Source organism: Streptomyces malaysiensis subsp. malaysiensis (assembly GCF_040653035.1).
Lineage (GTDB): Bacteria > Actinomycetota > Actinomycetes > Streptomycetales > Streptomycetaceae > Streptomyces > Streptomyces malaysiensis.
Map to the genome: position 1 here is coordinate 292,056 of NZ_JBEZNG010000011.1, position 19,474 is coordinate 311,529.

Sequence of the window (19,474 nt, forward strand, 5' to 3'; positions counted from 1 at the left end):
CCCGGTCCCCATGCCAAATTTTTCGCGACCCTGGCCGGACAACGTTGTCATACGGAGGTGCGTCCTATGCGGTCGCTGATCGGTGGAATCCGAGCCCGCACGGCGGGCACGGTCGCGGGCGTGCTGACGGCCGCGCTGCTGGGCGCCGGTCTGCTGGGACCGCCGGGCGCGGCGGCCGCGCCCCCGGCCGCGCCCCCGCCGGCCGACGCCACCTCGCTGGTCCATCCGTTCGTGGGCACCGAGAACTTCGGCAACACCTTCCCCGGGGCGAGCGCCCCGTTCGGCATGGTCCAGGTCAGCCCGGACACCGGCGGCCAGGGCGGCTACGACTACGACCAGAACGCCATCCACGGCTTCAGCCAGACCCATCTGTCCGGAGTGGGCTGCGGGGTGGCGGGCGAGCTGCCCATCATGCCGACGACCGGCGCGGTCGGCGACGTCGACCCGGAGCACTACCGCTCCACCTTCAGCCATGACGACGAGGAGGCCACCCCGGGCTACTACCGGGTGGGCCTGAAGACCTACGGCATCGACGCCGAGCTGACCGCGACCCGGCGCACCGGCTGGCAGCGCTACACCTTCCCGGCCACCGGCGCGGCCAATGTGCTGTTCAACACCGGCAAGGCCAATCAGAAGGTCTTCGGCTCGGAGATCCGCGTGGTCGGGGACCGGACCGTCGAGGGCCGGGTGGAGGCCGGGAACTTCTGCGCCGGAAAGGACCGGCACACCGTCTACTTCACCGCCACCTTCGACCGCCCCTTCGCCTCCTACGGCACCTGGCGCGGCACGACTTCGTCCCCCGGCTCCCGCGAGGCGGCCGGAGAGGGCGGCAACGGCGCCTGGGCCACCTTCGACGCCACGCGGGACCGGGACGTCGTGGTCAAGGTCGGGCTGTCGTACACCGGTCCCGAGGGCGCGGCCAAGAACCTCGCGGCGGAGACCGGGGATTCGTACGACTTCGACGCCACCCGCGCCGCGCTGCACGACACCTGGCGGAAGAAGCTCGACGCGATCCGGGTCGGCGGCGGCACCGAGGAGCGGCGGAGCGCCTTCTACACCGCGCTGTACCACGCCCAGCTGCACCCCAATGTGGCGGGCGACGTGGACGGCCGCTACACCGGTTTCGACGGCGCGGTCCACACCGCCTCCGGCTACACCCCGTACCAGAACTTCTCGCTGTGGGACACCTACCGGCCGCAGAACCAGCTGCTGGAGCTGCTGGAGCCGGGGGTGGCCCGCGATGTCGCGCTGTCGGTCGTGGGCATCGGCCGGGACGGCGGCTGGCTGCCCCGCTGGGCGCTGGCCAACAGCGAGACCAACATCATGACGGGGGACCCGGTGACCCCCTTCCTCGTCGAGGCGTGGTCCAAGGGGCTGCTGGCCGGGCACGAGGACGAGGCGTACGCGCTGCTGAAGAAGAACGCGACCAGCACCCCACCCGCCGACTCGCCCTACAACGGCCGCTCCGGAGTGGACTATTACCGGGAACTCGGCTACGTACCCTCGGGGCTGGAACTCGGCACCGACTGCGCCGACAAGGGCGGTGACAACGACTGCGTCCACCCCGCCTCGGCCACCCTGGAGTACTCTGCGGCGGACGCCGCGCTCGCCCTGATGGCGCGCGGGCTCGGACACCGCGCCGACGCCCGGACGTTCGCCGAGCGCGGCCAGGCGTACCGGACGCTGTGGGACCCGTCGATCGGGCAGTTCCGGCCGCGTACGGCCGACGGCGCGTGGGTGACCCCGTACGACCCGGTGGAGGCGGGCCGGCAGTTCCACGAGGGCGGCGCCTATCAGTACCAGTGGCTGGTGCCGCAGGACCCGGCCGGTCTGGTGGGGCTGATGGGCGGCAGGAGCGCGACCGAGAAGCGGCTGGACGACTTCTTCGCCTACGGCAAGCTGCTCACCGACCCGGCGGGCACGGCCCGCCAGGACTGGATCTCCGCCCCGTACGACTACTACGGCAAGCCCACCTACAACCCCAACAACGAGCCCGATCTGCACGCCCCGTACATGTATCTGTGGGCGGGCGCGCCCGCGAAGGCGGCGACCGTGGTGCGGGCGGCGATGACGCTGTTCACCACCGGGCCGGACGGGATGACCGGCAATGACGACCTCGGCACGATGTCGGCCTGGTACGTCTTCTCCTCGCTGGGGCTGTACCCGACGATGAGCGGCGGGGACTTCCTCGCCCTGTCCAGCCCGCAGTTCGCCTCGGCCGTGGTCCGCGTCGGGCGGTACGGCCTCCGGCAGGGCGGCACGCTGACGGTCACCGCACCGGGTGCGAGCGACGCCAAGCGGTATGTGCGGAGCGTCTCGCTGGACGGCCGGAACGTGGCGCGGACCTGGCTGGACTGGGACCAGGTGGCCCACGGCGGAAAGCTGGCCCACCGGCTGTCCACCGAACCGTCGTCCTGGGGCACCGGACCGGGCGCGGAACCGCCGTCGGTGGGCGCCTCGCACAGGGGCTGAAACCGGCCGGTTGTGGTGTAGGTTCTATGGCCCGCCTGGACACACGGGCCATGGGGGGTGTGGTCGAGCGAGGGAGCGGGTGTCCATGCGTGCTGTGGTGTTCGACGACTTCGGACGGCGGCCCGAGGTCCGTGGTGTCGAGGACCCCGCTCCCGCCGCGCACGGCGCGGTGATCCGCGTCGAGGCCACCGGGCTGTGCCGCAGCGACTGGCACGGCTGGATGGGTCACGACCCGGACATCCGGCTGCCGCACGTCCCCGGCCATGAACTGGCGGGGGTGATCGAGGAGGTCGGCCCCGACGTCGTCAACTGGCGCCCGGGGCAGCGGGTCACCGTGCCGTTCGTGTGCGCCTGCGGGCGCTGTGCCGCCTGCGCGGAAGGCGCCCAGCAGGTGTGCGAGCGGCAGACCCAGCCGGGGTTCACCCACTGGGGCTCGTTCGCCGAGTACGTGGCGATCGAGAACGCCGATGTGAATCTGGTCGGCATACGCAACGAGCTGTCGTTCACCACGGCCGCCGGTCTGGGCTGCCGCTTCGCCACCGCCTTCCGCGCGGTCGTCGCCCAGGGCCAGGTCGCCCCGGGCGAGTGGGTCGCGGTGCACGGCTGCGGCGGAGTGGGGCTGTCCGCGGTGATGATCGCCGCCGCGGCCGGGGCGCGGGTGGTGGCGGTGGACATCTCACCGCGGGCGCTGGCGCTCGCGGCCCGGTTCGGCGCGGCGGTGTGCGTGGATGTGGGCTCCACCCTGGGCTCGGTGGCGGAGGCGGTCGCGGACGCGACGGGCGGCGGCGCCCATGTCTCGCTGGACGCCCTGGGCTCCCCGCGGACCTGCGCGGCGTCCATCAAGAGCCTGCGCCGCCACGGCCGCCATGTCCAGGTCGGGCTGCTGCCGCCGGCCGCCGGGACGCCGATGATCCCGATGGACCGGGTCATCGCGCTGGAGTTGCGCCTGCTGGGCAGCCACGGCATGGCCGCCCATGACTACGCCCCGATGATGGCGATGGTCGAGGCCGGTTCGCTGCGGCCGGATCTGCTGGTCACCGATGTCATCGGGCTCGACGCGGTGCCCGAGGCGCTGTCCACGATGGCGTCGGGGGCCAGGGGCGGGGTCACGGTCATCGAACCGCACCGCCCACCCGTGACGGGGAGCTGACCCCGCCGGTGACCGGGAGCTGACGAACCGTCCCCGCGCGGTTCCTACGGCACCCGCACCGTCCCGCCGGTCACCCGGATCCGGTCCGTCGCCGCCGGGTCGGACGCGATGGGGGGCACATTGGCCGGGGTCAGCTCGGGGGCGTGCCCCGGCTCACCGCCGCGCGGGACCGTGCGCACGACCTGGCTGGGCGGCAGTTCGGCCCGCCCTTGGAGTCGCTCCCACATCAGGTCCAGGGCCTGCTGGTAGTAGTAGCCGAGCGGGACGTACCGGTTGTCGAACCCGGCGGCCTGGGAGTCGCTGTGGTGGGCGTGGGTGATCTCGGCGTAGCTGACGGTGCCCGGCCCGTGGCCCGCGCGCGAGGTGAGCCCCAGATACGGCCGCGAGCTGTGGTTGACCGGCACCCTGGTGTCGTCGCGGCCCTGCACGATCAGCGCCGGCTTGCCGTGCAGATCGCCGTCGCGCCGGGTCTCGTCCAGGCCCTCGGCGAGCCGCCCGGCCCAGTCCCGCTCGGCGCTCGGCGCCCCGGGCAGGGGGAAGGCGAGCCGGTAGACGCAACGCTCTCCCCGCAGGTTGTAGTCGTGCTCACCGCCGGGTCCGACGGAGCGGGCGTCGGCCACGGGCCCGCCGGGTGAGTTCTCGTCGATCAGCACGCCGGGGACGGGCGCCCGGCCGGAGCTGGTGCCGAAGGCCCCGGCCAGCTCCGCCGTGCGGTACGGCGCGGGGGAACCGGAGGAGTCGGTGCGGGCCCAGCCGTACCCGCACAGCCCGTCGGCGACCGAGGCGCGGGCGAGGCTCATCGCGTAGGAGGCGGGCGTCTGCGGGTCGTAGTGCGAGACCTGGAGATACCCCGACCGGGGCTGGAATCCGGCGCGCACCAGGGCCTCCTGGGCGAGGCGCGGCAGCCCGTCCGGACCCGCCCGTTCGGCATCCCGGCGCGGGATCAGCCGGGGGTCGTCCCCGACGAGGGCGGCGCAGCGGCGGCGGGCGGCGGGCACGTCCAGCGTGGCGTAGCCGGGTGCGGTGGGCTCGGTGAGCGCGGCGCACGGCTGGAGCAGCGAGGCCAACGCGTTGTAGCGGATCAGCGGCAGCCCCGCGGCGGGCACGGCCCGGCCGCCCTGGCGGACCCGGACGCCGTTCAGCGGGGCCAGGTTCAGCTGCGGTTCGGAGGCCACGACCGCGTCGACGAGCCCGCCGCGGTCGTCCTCGCCCGCGGCGACGGCCGCGCCCCCGCCGTTGGAGACACCGGTGGCCAGGACCGTGGTGGAGGCCGGGGTGTAGCCGCCGCCGGGGGCTCCGGCGCGCCAGTCGCGGTTCAGCACGGCGAGGGCGAGCCGTATCGAACGCAGCACATCGCGCCCCCAGGTGGCCTGCGGGTTCATCCCCGAATGGGCCATCTTGTAGGCGACGCGGTACGGGTGCTCCGCGTCGAAGCGGGCGCGCTCGGCGTCGCTCAGCCCGGCGTCGAAGGCGGTGCGGCCGTGGAGTCGGGCGCGCGGACCGGTCGTTCCGTCATAGCCCATGACGGTGCCCGAGTGCGGATCGTCGAAGGCCGGGCCCATCCCCTTGTCGGTGTAGGCGACCGCGCAGCGGTGGTGCAGACCCCAGGCCCCGGCGGTGCCGACCATGCTGTAGACCCCGCCGAGCCCGGTGGCAGGCGCGGCGATGACACACGGCCGGGCGCGGTCGAAGCCGTCCGGGACCTGGACGACGAAACTCACGCTGTGGGCGCCGCTGCCCGCCACGGCCCGGTACTCCACCCCCGCGACCTTCCCGTCGCCGGGCACGGGGCGGCCCCGGTCCACATCGGGTCCGTAGAGCCTCCCGAGGCCGCCACCGGATCCGGCGGACAGCCCGGCGGAGGCCCAGACGGCCTGGCGGCGCAGTTCGGCGGCGGTGGGCCGGTCGGGGTCGGCGGCCCGTGGCATGGGCCCGCGCAGCCCCGCGAAGCCGAGCCCGGCGGTGAGCAGATCGTCGCTCCGCCCGTCGTACCGCCGCTCGGTCAGCTCGCTGATGAACGAGGGAAGCGCCGAGCGGGCGGACGGGGTGCGGTCGACGGCGTGGGCGAGCGGGGAGACGAGGGCCGCGGTGAGGGCGAGGGCCAGGGGCAGGGACACGGCGGGCAGGCGGCCGGCGGATGGCATGGGCGGTTCCTTCCGGGTCAGAGCGGCAGGGCGCCCGTCGCGAGGGCGGCGGCGGTCATCACGAGCGTCGTCCCGAAGGCCCAGCGGAAGATGAAGCGCTGGTGCTCCCCGAGCTGTACGCCGCTCATGCTCAGGAGGATGAAGGTCGCGGCGGTGAGCGGGCTCAGCGGGAAGCCCGTGGTCATCTGGCCGAGGACGGCGGCGCGGGCGATCTCGGCGTGGTCGGTGCCGAAGGCGTCGGCGGTCCCGGCGAGCACCGGCAGCACCCCGAAGTAGTAGGCGTCCGGGGTGAGGACGAGGCTCAGCGGCATGCTGGTGACGGCCACGAGTACCGGAAGATGGCCGCCGAGGCCGTCGGGGATGATGTCGACCAGCGCCTCGGCCATCTTCCCGATCATCCCGGTGCCGCCGAGGATGCCGGTGAACACCCCGGCCGCGAAGATCATGGTGATGACGAGCACCACGCTCCTGCCGTGCCTCTCCAGCAGCTCCTGCTGGTCCTCCCAGCGGGGGTGGTTGACCAGCAGCGCGAGGACGAAGGCGAAGACGAAGAGCACGGGCAGCGGCATGGCCTCCAGCACCAGGCAGACCAGCAGGGCCACGGTGAGCACCACATTGAAGACGGTGAGCGCGACACCGGCGCGGGTGGCGACCCGGGGTGTGCCGGGGCCGTCCCCGACCGCCACCTCGGCCGGTGGCGCGGGCTCGAGCGCGCCGAGCCGCCGCCGCTCACGGCGTCCGATGAGATACGCGGCGAGCAGCACCCAGGCGATACCGGCGGCGAGGGCGGGCAGCAGCGGTGTGATGATGTCGGAGGTGTCGATCTTCAGGGCCGCCGCGGCGCGGGCCGTCGGCCCGCCCCACGGGATCATGTTCATCACGCCCGCGCCCAGGCCGACCACCCCGGCGAGCACCAACCGGCTCATCCCCAGCCGCTGGTAGACGGGGAGCAGCGCGGAGATGGTGATGAGGAAGGTGGAGGCGCCGTCGCCGTCGAGCCCGACGCATACGGTCAGAACGGCGGTGCCGACCGTGATCCGTACCGGGTCGTTCCTGGTGGCGCGCAGAATGCCGCGGATCAGCGGCTCGAAGAGGCCCGCGTCGATCATCAGGCTGAAGTAGAGCACCGCGAAGGCGATCATGATGCCGGTCGGGGCGACCTTGGACAACCCGTCGAGCGCCATCGGACCCAAGTCGTCGCCGTATCCGCCGATGACCGCGGTGGCCACGGGCGTGAGGACGAGGGCCACCAGCACCGAGACCCGTTTGGTCATGGTGAGCAGCAGAAAGCCGCCGATCGTGCAGAACCCCAGTGCTGCCAGCATGGCCGCTCGCTTCCTCGTCCGGTCGGGTGCTGCCGAAGAGTTTCCGAGCGGGGAAAGATCCGCGTCCAGCATCGAACACAGATCTATCCATGCGTTTCGCGCAACAGTTCCCCTGCCCGGCCGCCGCGCCTACGCTCACGGCCCATGGACGTCACCCTGCGCCAGCTGACCGCGTACGCCGCGGTCGCACGCGCCGTGAGCTTCACCGCGGCCGCCGCCGAACTGCATGTGTCCCAGTCGTCGCTGAGCCGTGCGGTCGCCGATCTGGAACGGACGCTGGGGATGCGGCTGCTGGAGCGGGACACCCGCAATGTGCGGCTCACCCCGGCGGGCGCCGAGGCGCTGCGCATCGCCGACCAGATCCTCTCCGCACACCGCGCGGGCCTGGCCCAGCTGGGGCGCTACGGCGCCGGTGAGCGCGGTGCGGTGGCCCTGGCGACCCTGCCCTCGGTCGCGGCCGTGCTGCTGCCGCCGGTGATCTCCGCCTTCCGCGCACGGCGCCCGGAGATGACCGTACGGCTGCTGGACGGGCTGGAGCGCTCGGTGCTGGACCGGGTGGTCGACGGGGACGCCGACTTCGCGGTCAGCACGGTGGCCCGGCGCGCCCCGGGCATCACGCTGCGGCCGCTGGTGCGGGACCGCTTCGACGCGGTGCTCCCGGAACACCATCCGCTGGCCGGGCAGGCGGAGGTGACCTGGGAGGAGCTGGGCCGGGAGCCGTTCCTCGCGGTGGGCACCGACTCCAGCGTGCGCCGGATGACCGACGCGGCCTTCGCCCAGGCCGGAATGGAGGCGAACCCGGCGGCCGAGGCGTCGAACGTGGCCACGGTGGGCGGTCTCGTGGCGGCCGGGCTCGGCGTCTCCGCGCTGCCCGCCCTGGTCCATCCGCTGGTGGGGCCGGGCCGGCTGGTGCGGCGTCCGCTGGTGGGGCCGGTGGTCGAGCGCCGGCTGTACGTCGTCCTGCCGACGCGCCGCACGCTTCCGCCGGGGGCGCGCCGCTTCCTGGAGCAGCTGGAGGAGTTCCGCTCCGCGGCGGACGCGTTGCCGGCGGGGGTGGTGTGGGAGGAGGCGGGCGAGGACCGGTGAGACCCGGGTGCACCGCCCCGGCTCATGCGGGGTCCGGCGATCCTTGCGAGATCCGCATGAATTGATCCCCCTTCATTGCTGGACGCGCATACTCCCCGCCCCGCAGCCTGGCCGCATGGAGGACCAGACCAGCACAGGGCAGGGACAGCTCACGGGGTTGAAGGTGGTGGAGTTCGCGCATGTGGTGGCGGGCCCCCTCGCCGGGGGGATGCTCGCCGACCAGGGCGCGGACGTCGTCCACGTGGAGCCGCCGGGTTCCGGTGACGCGGCGCGGGCGATGGGCCCGCGGCGCGACGGCGTACCGCTGTGGTTCAAGGTGGCGGGCCGCAACAAGCGCTCGGTGACCCTGGATCTGCACCACGAGGAGGGCAGGGAGGTCGCCCGGGAGCTGATCGCCTGGGCCGATGTGGTGATCGTGACACTCCGGGCGGGCCGGCTGCGCGCCTGGGGCCTGGACTGGGAGGCCGTCCACGCGCTCAACCCCACCGCGATCCTGCTCCAGATCTCCGGTTTCGGCGCCACCTCCTCGCGGGCCGACGCCCCCGGCTTCGGAAAGATGGGCGAGGCCCGCAGCGGGGTGGTCCATCTGACCGGCTTCCCCGAAGGCCCGCCCGTGCACACCGGCTTCTCGCACGGGGACGCGGTCACCGGGCTGATGGGCGCGTTCGCGGTCCTGGCCGCACTGCACCGCCGGGACACCGATCCGGACTCCTTCGACGGCGAGTGGATCGACCTGGCGCTGTTCGAGCCGCTGTACCGCCTGGTGGAATGGCAGATCATCGCGTACGACCAGCTCGGTACGGCCCCCGGGCGGGCGGGCAACCAGCTGGCCGTCGCCCCCGCCGCCGTCATCAACACCTACCGCAGCGCCGACGGCGACTGGCTCACCGTCACCTCCGCCACCACCCGGTCGGTGCGCAATGTGGTGCGGCTGCTGGGCCTGCCCGACGAGGAGTTCACGACCGTGGAGCAGCAGCACGCGGGGCGCGAGCGGCTCGACGCGGCGCTGCGGGAGTGGGTGGCGGCGCGCCCGGCGGCCGAGTGCCTGGCGGCGTTCGAGCGGGCCGAGGTGGTGGCCTCGCGGGTGTTCACCGCCGCCGACATCGTCGCCGACCCGGTCTACGCCGAACGCGAGGACATCATCACGGTGGACGACCCCGACCTCGGCCCGGTGCGGATGCAGTCGGTGATCCCGCGCTTCCACCGCTCCCCCGGCGCGGTGTGGCGGACCGGCCCCGCGCTCGGCGCGGACAACGCGCTGGTCTACGGGGAGTGGCTGGGCATCGACGGCGGACGGCTGGCGAAGCTGGAGGCAGAAGGTGTCATCTGAGTCATCCGGGTCATCCGACGGTGTGACGGGGGCGGCCGACGTGACCGGCGCGACCGAAGTGACCGGCGGGACCGAAGTGACCGACGTGACCGCGCACCGCGTCCCCCTGCGCTCCCTGCTCTTCGTACCCGGCAGCCGCACCGGCTGGCTGCCCAAGGCGGAGGCGGCGGGCGCCGACGCGGCCATCCTCGACCTGGAGGACGCCGTCCCGGAGGACGGCAAGGCGGCGGCGTGCGAGGCCGTGGCCGCGGCCGTCGACCGGGCCGCCGGGACGCCCCCCGGCCCGATGCGGCTGCTCGTACGGATCAACGCGCTGGACCGCGCGGCGGGCTGGCAGGGCGCCGACGAGCTGCGGGCGGTCGCCCGACCCGGGCTCTACGGCATCGTGCTGCCCAAGGTGAGCGGCCCCGAGGACGTGACCACCGCCGACCGGCTGCTGGCCTGGTGCGAGCGCGAACACGGCCTGCCCGAGGGGCATTTCGCCCTGCTGCCGCTGCTGGAGACGGCACGCGGGCTGCGCGAGGCGTACGCCATCGGCCGGGCCGCCGCCCGGATCGCCCACCTGGGCGCGGTGGCCGCCCCGGGCGGGGACGTGGAACGGGCGGTCGGCTACCGCTGGAGCCCGGAGGGCGAGGAGACCCGCGAGCTACGGGCCCGGGTACTGCTCGACGCCCGCGCCGCGGACCGCCCCCATCCGGTGGCCGGGCTGTGGGCGGATGTGGCGGACCTCGCGGGACTACGGCGCTTCGCCGAGCAGAACCGTGCGCTGGGGTACGAGGGGATGGCCGTGATCCACCCGTCCCATGTGCCGGTGGTCAACGAGGTGTTCTCGCCGGACGCGGAGGAGCTGGCCCGCTGCCGTCGGCTGATCGCGGCGGTGGAACGGGCACAGGCGGAGGGCGCGGGCGCGGTGCGCTTCGAAGGGCGCATGGTGGACGAGGCGATGGCGGCGACGGCCCGCGAAACCCTGGCCCGCCAGGCTGGGGACTGAGGGGCGCCGCCCCTGCACCCCCAGACCCTCAGGCCGGCCGTAGCCGATGAGATTGCTCAGCGGCGACATCCCCGCGGCGGTCGCCGAGCTCAAGCGGACCCCGGCGACGACCTGCACATCATGGGCAGCGGCGCGCTGATCCAGTCACTTTCCCCGCTGGGCCTCATTGACGAATACCTGCTCTGCGTCCACCCGCTCGTCCTGGGCGCCGGGCGCCGTCTGTTCGCCGACGGCTTCGGTCCCATCGCGTTCGGTCTCGCCAACGCGACCCCGACGGCCACCGGCGTCATCATCGCCACCTATCGGCCCCTCGAAGGGTAGAACGCGGCTCCGCCGAGTCAGGAGCACGGCGAGCGACCGCGCTGTGATCATCACGGGGGAGGCCAGGGCGGTCGTGGAAGCTCGACCTCCGTCTGGACGGCCACGGTCACCGGCGCATCCATCGCGGTGCTCACCTACCTGCGCGCCTGACCGTCCGATGCCCCGGGTCGAGGAGCAGCTTCGCGGCCACCGTCGTCCCGTCGGTGCGCATCCTGCCCGCCACGGACCTCGCCCGGGCCCGGGTCTCGGGGTCAGGGCCGTCTTCAGCGCGGCCAACAGGGAGTCGAGGGTCGGTGCCGGACCGTCGTGCACACCACGCTCGCGCCGGATCTGGCGCAACGCGTCAGGGCTGAATGTGCGTGCAGGGGTTCCCGTCGTCGGCATTGCGTCGGGTGCCGAACACGGCGGGGAACCTGGGGCCGCACCGCCGAAGTGGGACCCTGGCCGAGGGCTGTGCCACCTGGCTACTTCCAGGAGAGCACGCAGGTCGAGCGCTACACAATTTGCGTATGGCGCAAGGTGTGTAGGGGCCGCCGACCCTCTCCGCGGCTGCCACGAGAAGTATTGAGGCCGATCACAGGAAGTAAGGCCGGCGAGCCCCCGGGGCCTCAACATGACGCCCGGCAATCCGGCGCTCCGGCCAGCGGGCACGGGCATACATCGCCCGGGTCTCCCGTGGGGTCTCCGGCGGACTCTCGTACCCGCCCGGGGCGTCCGGCCGTACCCGCCAGCACGAGCCCCCAAAGGCGCAGTCCCGGGCCTTCAGTTCGTCGAACCGCCCGGCTCTATCTCCTTAGGCTGCTCCGGAAGCAGCCGGTTGACCATCATTTCCGGGGCCGCGTCCATGCTGAGTGCTTTCATGGCAGCAGCAGAGTTGAGATCGTCCCTCTGCTTCGAGTCTGCAACCCGGTCGATGAACGTTGTCGCGATTTCGAGCTTGTGATCGATGTCGATCTTCTTCTCGTTGTCCTCGGCCGCCTTCGTCAGATTGGCCATGGTCCGCTTCGAGTGGAGCGCCAGCGCACCACCGCCGATCGTGATCAATGCACCCGTCAGGCTCGTCACCAACGGCAGGTAGCTGAGGTCAGGGTTACCGGCGTGAACCAGCGCCAGCACTCCCCCCGCAAGGATGATTAGGGAGCCGCCGGTCATGAACAACACGCTCAGGCGGAACGTCCACTCTGCCTGCTTCAGCGTGTGGTTCAGGAAGTCGAAATGGAACTTCTGTCGCCGTTCGGGAAGGCTTAGACCGCGAGAAGCCTGATAAACACGCCCGCTATTGACACTTCCACGGCTGACCTCAGAAGGGCACGCCAGCGCGCTTGGCCAGCCGCGTAAGCCTCGGGTTGCTGCGTCGGTGCAGCGACGTGAGCACACGCATCAGCTCTTGGCTGGTCGGATGGACACGGGCCATCTCCGGGGCGACATCCCAAGCCGCTTCGAGCGATTCGAGAGCCCCGTCACGGTCCCCCAGGGCGAGCTTTGCCCGGCTGATATTCATGTGCAGCGGGCCAACGCGCGTGGCCGGAAGCGTCACCCCGCCCCGGATCAGGTCATCCGCCGTATTGAGAGACTCGCGGTAGTCCTCCATGTCAGAGGCCGTCGAAATGGCATGCACAGCGGTGTTCTCGGGCCCGAAGTGGATGCCATGGTCTTCGACGTCCTCAGGGAACTCCTCGGCCACCTGCCACGCTGCCGCGATGTGCCGTTGGGCGGTTGCCTTGTCCTTGATCCGACCGGCCAGCGTCAGCCCGCGCAGGTGCAGGATGCCCAGGCCATAGGCGCGGTCATGGCCTCGCAAGGTCGACTCGGCCTCAACAACGGCACGGTCCACAATCGCCAACCCGCCCGCGAAGTCTCCGGAGTTCAGGAAGGCTCCGGCCTCGTCCCGGGCGGCCACCGTGGCCGCGATGGGGTGCGCACGCTCGGCGGCCAGCCGCTGTTTCATGACGGCCAGCTCGGCGAGGTGCATCCAGCGGTGTCGGGCGGCCAGCCAGTAGACCACCGAGTATGTGTCGGCGACACGGGTCCAGGCATCGGGCGACTGGGTGGCGTGCGCGTAGTTCGTCGCGTCGGCCAGCACGCCCGGGAGCTTCTGCAACACCGCCGACAACTCGGTCCGGTACCGGTGCTCGTTCAGTTCGGCCAGTTCTCGAGGAAGGTCCTCAGGGTGTGACGGCGGCGTGTCGGGAATGTCGAACCGCCGAATGGCGTAATTGAGGGCAGCGAGGCTCTTCTCGTCGGTGCGCTCGACAGGGGCCGTGCCCAGCAGCTCATCCAGCGTCAGCCCCATTGCCTGAGCGAGAGCGGCGGCAATGCCCTGGGTCAGCGCGCGGTCGCCCACCTCAATCTTGCTGAGCAGCGAAACCGACACGCCCGCACGTCGGGCAAGGGCAACCTGACTGAAGCCGCGCACCTTGCGGCAAACGGCCACATTCGCACCTGGCCCGGGAATCTTGGTCACGCTCATGGTGTGCGTCTTCCCCACTCGACTGGCGTTATCTCTGATCCATCGTCTCACTCTCAGCACTCACGCGCTTGCGCCTTGTGCAAGAGGTGTGCAAGTTCCCTTTGCAAAGCGGCAGTTCTCTTGTGTGAGCTACATATGCCCAAGTGGGACGAGGGATCATGACACAGACAGAACAGAAGCCGCCGACGGTGCTCAGCCACGGCGATCTGCCATATCCAAAAGGCACACTCGTCGAAGACGCCGAGACCGGTCAGACGGGCGAGCTGCAAGGCGTGATCGAGGAGCGAGTCAAGGGCACCGGAAAACTTTTCAGCCAAACGGCGTACATGCGGCCGAGGGGAGGTGGCTTTGAGTGGGAAGCCCCTTTGGACCGCATCAGGCCGACCGACGACAAGAACGGTTAAGCCTGCCCACCAAGTGCGCTGCCCTGATCGGCCCGGGTGACGTGATCGGCTACGACGGCGAGTGGCGCACGGTCAAGGAGGCATCGACCGCCCAAGGGCCGATGGGCGGGTTAGCCGTCGTGGTCATCTGGGAGGAAGGGGGCGCGGCGCGCTTTCCCGCCGGTGACGAACTCCTCCTGGGAAAACCGGACTCCGCCTGAGCGCCTGAGCCTCACCCCGGTCACATTTGGGGTGGGGCTCAGTTGCGCCTTGAGGCTGCCTGCGCGCCCGATCCGACCCATGACAGGGAAGGTAGGGATCGGTGGACGGCGCAGTCCTCCTTATCCTCGCCATCGCTGGCGTGGCAGCGATCTCCCTCTTCTCCGTGACGGCTCCTCCGAGCCCGGAGCACGGCGAGCGACCGTGCGGCGATCACCACGGTGGCGGCCAGGGCGGCCGTGGCCGAGCAGATCACGAGGGCGGGCCAGATGTAGCCGAGCTGGGCCAGGGTGCCCTCGCGGTTCATCAACAGTCCTACCAGCTCGGTGAGTTGGGCGAAGAGGACCATGGGGACGGCACAGGGCAGCATGCGCAGGCCCACTCGCCACAGCGGCCGGTCCGCGGTGCGCCGTGCCCAGCGGCGTGCCCGAACGGCCCCGAGCACGCCCAGGACGATCGCCGACAGGGTCAGCGCCGCGAGGACGTAGTCGGCCTTCATCGTGAACGGAGTGCGCACCGCCGGCGACTTGCCCTGGGCCAGGTCGACCAGCCCGTCGAGCATGACGGCGGCGTCGTCCCCGGAGATCATGCCGGTGTTGGCCACGATCGCGATGCCGGTCCGGCTGTCGGGCAGCAGCGTCTGGATGGCGTTGTGGGTCAGGAGTTCCCCGGTGTGCCGGATCTGCCGGGGCTCCTCCCCGGACGGGCTCAGGGACCAGCCCATCGCGTACTCGCGGCCCTGCGGCGGGGTGTGCATGACGTCGACGCTCCGGGCCGAGACGACGCGCCGCCCCGCCGCGGACACGCCCTGGTTGTTCTGGGCGATCAGCCACCGGGAGAGGTCGTCCGCCGTGGTGACGACGCCGTGGCCGCCGGCCGCGAACCAGCGGGGGTGGGTGCGCGGGAAGAGCATGCCGTAGGCACGGACGTAGCCCCGGGCGCGATCGGGCATGTCATCGGTGGTGTTGACCGACTCGGTGTGGGTCATGCCCAGCGGCCGGAAGACCTGGGTGGCCAGGTAGTCAGCGAAGGGCCGCCCGCTGACGACCTCGACCAGCCGGGCGGCGACGAAGTAGTTGGGGTTGTGGTAGTTCCACTCGGTGCCCGGCCGCGCGGCGAGCCGGGCGCCGCGCATGCCCGCGACCGCCTCGGTGAGCGTGTGTGGCTGGGGCCGGGTGAGGTCGGGGTAGGCGGAGTCGGCCATGCCCGATGTCTGGTTCAGCAGCTGCCGTACGGTGATCTTCTCGGCCCGCCGGTCGGCCATCGTGAACTCGGGCAGATAGCGATGGGCCGGTGTGTCCAGGTCGACCCGGCCCGCCTCGACCAGCCGCATGACGGCCAGCGCGGTCATGGACTTGGAGAGCGAGGCCACCGGCACCGGTGTCCGCGCGGTCATGGCCTTCCCGGCCGCGGTGTGCCCGTATCCGGCCGTGTGGACGACCCGGTCGTCCCGGGTGACCGCCACCACGGCGCCCGGCAGATCGGTCCGCTCCATATAGGCGTTGACGTAGGCGTCGATCGAGGCGGCGTTCAGCGTGGCGTGGGTTGGGGTGGTGGCGTGCGCGGTCGCCGGGCGGCCCACCGCCGTCGAGGCGATGAGCAGGGCGATCGCCAAGTGGAAGAGACGTCTGTATCCATGGGTCGGCATGGCGCCCATCCCACCGGGGGCGGGGCGCGCACCGCATTGGTGTGCGTACGAGACCAGAGGTAGTGCGCGCGCTACCGACCGGGGACGGACGGCTCGCATATCTTCTGCGGATGCCTTCTCGAACAGCCTGGCAGGCTCTCGCTCAGCGTCCGTTGGGGTTCCTGGCCTCGGCCTGGCCCTGGCGGGCGTTGGCCTATCTGCTGTCCGGGGTCGTCTTCGGCGCGATCGCCATGGTCACGCTGCTGACCATGGCCCTGGTCGGGCTGGTGTCGCTGATCGTGGGGGTGGGCGCCGTCCTCCTCCTCGCCGTGGCGCTGTCCGGCATCGTCGTCACTCGGATCGAACGCCGACGGCTGCGGCTGGTGGACCCGGACCCGGCGCCGGATCCGCACCGGGCCCCCGAGCGCCCCGGGCTGCGCGGGTGGCTGGAGACCCGGCTGCGGGAGCCCGCGACCTGGCGGGAGCTGAGCTTCACCGCGGTGTCGATGACCGCCCTGTGGTGGATGGACCTGCTCGTCCTGGCCTTCGCCCTCGCCCTGCCCGTCCTGCTCATGACGTCGCCGATGGATGACCCCGGCGCCTGGCCGTGGCTGGTCATCGGCGCGTGCCTGCTGCCCGCGGCGCCGTACACCATCACCGCCTGGGCCGGCGCCCGTGCCGCGCTGACCCGTCTGATCCTGGCACCGCGCGACGGCGAACTGGGCCGGGAGCTCACCGAGGTCCGGGCCTCCCGGGCGCGTCTGGTGGACGCCTTCGACGCGGAGCGCCGACGGATCGAGCGGGACCTGCACGACGGCGCCCAGCAGCGGCTGGTCTCCATCAACGTCATGCTCGGCCTGGCCGGTCTCGACGCGGAGCCGGGCTCGCCGGCGGCCCGGCAACTCGCGCTGGCCCAGGGCGAAGTCACCCTCGCCGTGAACGAGTTGCGTGAACTCAGCCGGGGTGTGCACCCCAAGGCCCTCACCGACCATGGCCTCGCCGCGGCCGTGGACAACCTCACCACCCGCTCCGCCCTGCCGGTCACCGTCGACATCCGGCTTCCGTACCGCTTGCCCGCCGCCGTGGAGAGCACGGGGTACTTCGTCGTCGCCGAGGCCCTGGCCAACGCCACCAAGCACAGCCGGGCCACCCGGGCCGAGGTCCACGCCCGGCTGGACGCGGATGTCCTGACGCTGACGGTCCGGGACGACGGCGTCGGCGGGGCGGACCCGGCCGCGGGCACCGGTCTCGTCGGCCTGGCCGACCGCGTCGCCGCGGCGGACGGCAGACTGCGGATATCCAGCCCGGTGGGCGGCCCTACACTGCTGCGCGTGGAGCTCCCATGCCGCTGAACATCGTGCTCGCCGAAGACTCACCGCTGTTGCGGGACGGCCTGGTCAGCGTGCTGACCCGCTTCGGCCACCAAGTGTCGGCGGCCGTCGGCGACGCCGACGCGCTGATCGCCGCGGCCCATGAGCACGACCCCGACATCGTCATCACCGATGTACGGATGCCCCCGGGCAACGCCGACGACGGCCTCCGCGCCGCGGTCGCGCTGCGCGGCCACCGCGCCGGTCTGCCCATTCTGGTGCTCAGCCAGTACATCGAGCAGTCCTACGCCACCCACCTGCTCGACTTGGGCAGCGAGAGCGGCATCGGCTATCTGCTCAAGGACCGGGTCAGCGCCGTCGCCCACTTCGCGAGCACGGTCGAGCAAGTGGCCGCCGGGGCGACGGTCATGGACCCCGAGGTGGTGCGCCAGCTCCTGCGGCGGCGGCAGGACCCCCTGCGGCGGCTCACGCCCCGGGAGCGTGAAGTCCTCTCCCTCATGGCCGAGGGGCGCTCCAATGCCGAGATCGCCCGTGACCTCTATGTCACCGAGGCCGCGGTCAACAAGCACGTCAGCTCCATCCTCCAGAAGCTCGACCTCCGCCTGGACGGCCACGGACACCGGCGCGTCCTCGCGGTGCTCACCTATCTGCGCGCGTGACCGTCTGTCCGTGCGCCTGACCGTCCGATGCCCCGGGGTCGAGGAGCAGCTTCGCGGCCACCGTCGTCCCGTCGGTGCGCATCGTGCCGCCACGGCCCTCGCCCGCGCCCGGGTCTCGGGGGTCAGGGCCGTTTTCAGCGCGGGCAGACGGGGAGTCGAGGGTAGGGGCCGGACCGTCGTGTGCCGCGCCGATGCCCAGCTCGGGCGCGAGCCGGAACGCGGCCGCCGCAGACGGCGGACGCTCGCCGGTCACCACCGAGCGCACCGCCCGCCCATGACGGGGAGCTGACGGATCGTTCCGGCGGCGGCTCGGCGCGGCGGGGGCTTCGCCCCGGGCGACGATGTGGAACGGGCCGGCTTGGGGCAACCGGTCGGGACCCTGTTGGGCACGCGTCGTGGTTCTCGGCGTCCCGGCGATGCGAGAGGGGTCACTCCCGGCGGGCTGGCGTCGTTCTGCGGGGGAGAACAAGATGCAGATGAGGGTGAAGGCGGTGGCTATGAGGAGGGGCACGATGAGGCTGATGCCGACGATGGCTCCGGCGGCCGCTGATCCAGCTGATCGCCTGACCGCACACCTCCTGTTCGCCCTACCCGCCTCGAAGATCAAGGACAACGAGGTCCATGTCTGATCGCGCGAAAGAATCCGTCCTACGGTCCCCGGGCATATCGCACCTGCTGGTGGTGGTGCTGTTCTGCTTCTCGGGATTCGCCCTCCTGCTCCCGGTCTCCCCGGCATGGGCGGTCAACGGAGGAGCCGACGAGTTCGGCGCCGGACTCGTCACCGCCGTCCTGATGGCCGCCACCGTCCTGGCCCAGCTGTGCGTCAAGGCGACGCTGCGCACGATCGGATGGACCCGCACCCTCGCCCTCGGCGCGCTCCTCCTGGGCCTGCCCGCCCCCCTGCAAGCCCTCAGCGACCATCTGCTGCCCGTTCTGCTGACGACCGCCCTGCGCGGAGCAGGCTTCGGCATCATCACCGTCTGCGGCTCGACAGCCGCGGCCGCCCTGGCCCCACGCGGACGCCAGGGAGCAGCCATCGGGCTCTACGGCCTCGCCGTCGCCCTGCCCCAGGTCATCCTCACTCCGGCGGCCCCCTGGCTGGTGGGCACGTTCGCCCTGCCCGCGATCATCGCCTGCGGTGTTCTTCCCGTCCTCGCACTGCCCTGGACACGACCCCTCGGCCACGCCGTCGAAGCCCGCACCCACAGCCCCTCACCCCAGGACGGCCACGTCCGGAGCCCCGATTCCACGGCCACGGTGCTCCGGCGCATCCTGCTGCCGCTCACCGTGCTGCTCCTGGTCACGGCCTCAGGCGGAGCGGTGCTCACCTTCGCCCCGCAGTTCACCGCCACCCCGGCGCTCGCCGCCACCTGCCTGCTCGCCCTCACCACCACCGCCGCGGCGGCCCGCTGGGGCTGCGGGGCGCTGGCCGACCGGATCGCTCTGCGGCCGATCACCGCCGTCCTCGTCGCGACCGCGAGCGCGGGCCTCGCGCTGATCGCCCTGGCCGTCGGCTCGGACAGCCACACCGTCCTGGCCCTGTCGGCCGGACTGCTTCTGCTGGGAGCCGCGTACGGAGGGCTCCAGAGCCTCACGCTGGTGCAGGCGTTCGACCGTGCGGGCGCGGAAAACCGGCACACGACGTCGGTCGCCTGGAACATCGGCTACGACGCCGGCACCGGTCTCGGCTCCCTGACGCTCGGCCTGGCGGCCCAGGTGGCCACCTTCTCCGCCGGCTTCGCCACCATGTCGGCGTTGATGGCGGCCGCGTTCCTCGCGGTCCTCCTCAACGGTGCACGGCCGACCGCCGCCCCCTCAGCGGACAGCCACCCTCCTGCCCGCAGCGGAACCCGCCGCTCGCGCATCCGCCCCTAGGGTCTGTCGTCAAAGGGGGCGCCCGGCCGCGAGCAGGGGGCACCTCCCAGCGGTAGCTGGGGGAGTCTGGTGCGGTCGATCGCAAGGCGGA

16 protein-coding genes and 2 pseudogenes are annotated in these 19,474 nt (G+C 72.1%); 11 read left to right on the forward strand and 7 right to left on the reverse strand.

The window, feature by feature from the left end:
* Positions 1-66: 66 nt before the first annotated feature.
* Together AB0E24_RS23545 and AB0E24_RS23550 are read left to right on the forward strand one after the other, a co-directional pair.
* A complete protein-coding gene (locus AB0E24_RS23545) occupies positions 67-2,472 on the forward strand; it encodes a GH92 family glycosyl hydrolase (RefSeq protein WP_359379624.1) in 2,406 nt (801 codons plus the stop codon).
* 85 nt (positions 2,473-2,557) lie between these two features.
* Positions 2,558-3,622: a zinc-binding dehydrogenase gene (locus AB0E24_RS23550; RefSeq protein WP_359379627.1), complete on the forward strand. Its 1,065-nt coding sequence runs from the start codon at positions 2,558-2,560 to the stop codon at positions 3,620-3,622.
* A gap of 44 nt (positions 3,623-3,666) precedes the next feature.
* On the opposite strand, the gene AB0E24_RS23555 is transcribed toward AB0E24_RS23550, so the two are convergent.
* Positions 3,667-5,766: a 3-hydroxybutyrate oligomer hydrolase family protein gene (locus AB0E24_RS23555; RefSeq protein WP_359379629.1), complete on the reverse strand. Its 2,100-nt coding sequence runs from the start codon at positions 5,764-5,766 to the stop codon at positions 3,667-3,669.
* Positions 5,767-5,783: 17 nt separating this feature from the next.
* Positions 5,784-7,091, reverse strand: coding sequence for a CitMHS family transporter (locus AB0E24_RS23560; RefSeq protein ID WP_069860391.1), 1,308 nt, complete (start codon positions 7,089-7,091; stop codon positions 5,784-5,786).
* A 144-nt stretch (positions 7,092-7,235) separates the two neighbouring features.
* On the opposite strand from AB0E24_RS23560, the gene AB0E24_RS23565 reads away from it, so the two are divergent.
* The 4 genes from AB0E24_RS23565 to AB0E24_RS23580 all read left to right on the forward strand — a co-directional run bounded on the left by AB0E24_RS23565 (position 7,236) and on the right by AB0E24_RS23580 (position 10,819).
* Positions 7,236-8,177, forward strand: coding sequence for a LysR family transcriptional regulator (locus AB0E24_RS23565; RefSeq protein WP_283882565.1), 942 nt, complete (start codon positions 7,236-7,238; stop codon positions 8,175-8,177).
* 115 nt (positions 8,178-8,292) lie between these two features.
* A complete protein-coding gene (locus tag AB0E24_RS23570) occupies positions 8,293-9,507 on the forward strand; it encodes a CaiB/BaiF CoA transferase family protein (protein ID WP_093702905.1) in 1,215 nt (404 codons plus the stop codon).
* Between the two features lie 40 nt (positions 9,508-9,547).
* Positions 9,548-10,498, forward strand: a complete 951-nt coding sequence (locus tag AB0E24_RS23575; protein WP_359379633.1) for an HpcH/HpaI aldolase/citrate lyase family protein — start codon at positions 9,548-9,550, stop codon at positions 10,496-10,498.
* Between the two features lie 51 nt (positions 10,499-10,549).
* Positions 10,550-10,819 carry a dihydrofolate reductase family protein gene (locus AB0E24_RS23580; protein WP_383162304.1) on the forward strand — a complete coding sequence of 90 codons (270 nt, stop codon included), beginning with the start codon at positions 10,550-10,552 and terminating at the stop codon, positions 10,817-10,819.
* Positions 10,820-10,949: 130 nt separating this feature from the next.
* Here AB0E24_RS23580 and AB0E24_RS23585 read toward each other — a convergent pair.
* The 3 genes and pseudogenes from AB0E24_RS23585 to AB0E24_RS23595 form a co-directional block, all read right to left on the reverse strand.
* Positions 10,950-11,131, reverse strand: a pseudogene (locus AB0E24_RS23585) (glycosyltransferase); the annotation flags it as partial.
* 450 nt (positions 11,132-11,581) lie between these two features.
* Positions 11,582-12,196: a TRADD-N-associated membrane domain-containing protein gene (locus AB0E24_RS23590; RefSeq protein ID WP_335755880.1), complete on the reverse strand. Its 615-nt coding sequence runs from the start codon at positions 12,194-12,196 to the stop codon at positions 11,582-11,584.
* Positions 12,120-13,289, reverse strand: coding sequence for a helix-turn-helix domain-containing protein (locus AB0E24_RS23595; protein ID WP_283882575.1), 1,170 nt, complete (start codon positions 13,287-13,289; stop codon positions 12,120-12,122). Before AB0E24_RS23595 ends, AB0E24_RS23590 begins: the two co-directional genes overlap by 77 nt.
* Positions 13,290-13,447: 158 nt before the next feature.
* Here AB0E24_RS23595 and AB0E24_RS23600 point away from each other — a divergent pair, with 158 nt between their 5' ends.
* Both AB0E24_RS23600 and AB0E24_RS23605 read left to right on the forward strand, forming a co-directional pair.
* The gene (locus tag AB0E24_RS23600) at positions 13,448-13,693 is read left to right on the forward strand and encodes a hypothetical protein (RefSeq protein ID WP_069860386.1); all 246 of its coding nucleotides are present in this window, start codon (positions 13,448-13,450) and stop codon (positions 13,691-13,693) included.
* Positions 13,694-13,734: 41 nt separating this feature from the next.
* Positions 13,735-13,893 carry a hypothetical protein gene (locus tag AB0E24_RS23605; RefSeq protein ID WP_020866399.1) on the forward strand — a complete coding sequence of 53 codons (159 nt, stop codon included), beginning with the start codon at positions 13,735-13,737 and terminating at the stop codon, positions 13,891-13,893.
* A 38-nt stretch (positions 13,894-13,931) separates the two neighbouring features.
* On the opposite strand, the gene AB0E24_RS23610 is transcribed toward AB0E24_RS23605, so the two are convergent.
* The gene (locus AB0E24_RS23610; protein WP_359379639.1) at positions 13,932-15,539 is read right to left on the reverse strand and encodes a serine hydrolase domain-containing protein; all 1,608 of its coding nucleotides are present in this window, start codon (positions 15,537-15,539) and stop codon (positions 13,932-13,934) included.
* A gap of 110 nt (positions 15,540-15,649) precedes the next feature.
* Here AB0E24_RS23610 and AB0E24_RS23615 point away from each other — a divergent pair, with 110 nt between their 5' ends.
* Complete coding sequence (locus AB0E24_RS23615) at positions 15,650-16,870, forward strand: sensor histidine kinase (protein ID WP_079259917.1); 1,221 nt, start codon at positions 15,650-15,652, stop codon at positions 16,868-16,870.
* Positions 16,861-17,508: a response regulator gene (locus AB0E24_RS23620; RefSeq protein ID WP_069860384.1), complete on the forward strand. Its 648-nt coding sequence runs from the start codon at positions 16,861-16,863 to the stop codon at positions 17,506-17,508. Before AB0E24_RS23615 ends, AB0E24_RS23620 begins: the two co-directional genes overlap by 10 nt.
* Here AB0E24_RS23620 and AB0E24_RS46015 read toward each other — a convergent pair.
* A pseudogene (locus AB0E24_RS46015) lies at positions 17,489-17,710 on the reverse strand (hypothetical protein); the annotation flags it as partial. The gene AB0E24_RS23620 and the pseudogene AB0E24_RS46015 overlap by 20 nt on opposite strands.
* A 419-nt stretch (positions 17,711-18,129) precedes the next feature.
* Between AB0E24_RS46015 and AB0E24_RS23625 the strand changes: the two are divergent.
* A complete protein-coding gene (locus tag AB0E24_RS23625) occupies positions 18,130-19,383 on the forward strand; it encodes an MFS transporter (RefSeq protein ID WP_359379643.1) in 1,254 nt (417 codons plus the stop codon).
* Positions 19,384-19,474 lie beyond the last annotated feature (91 nt).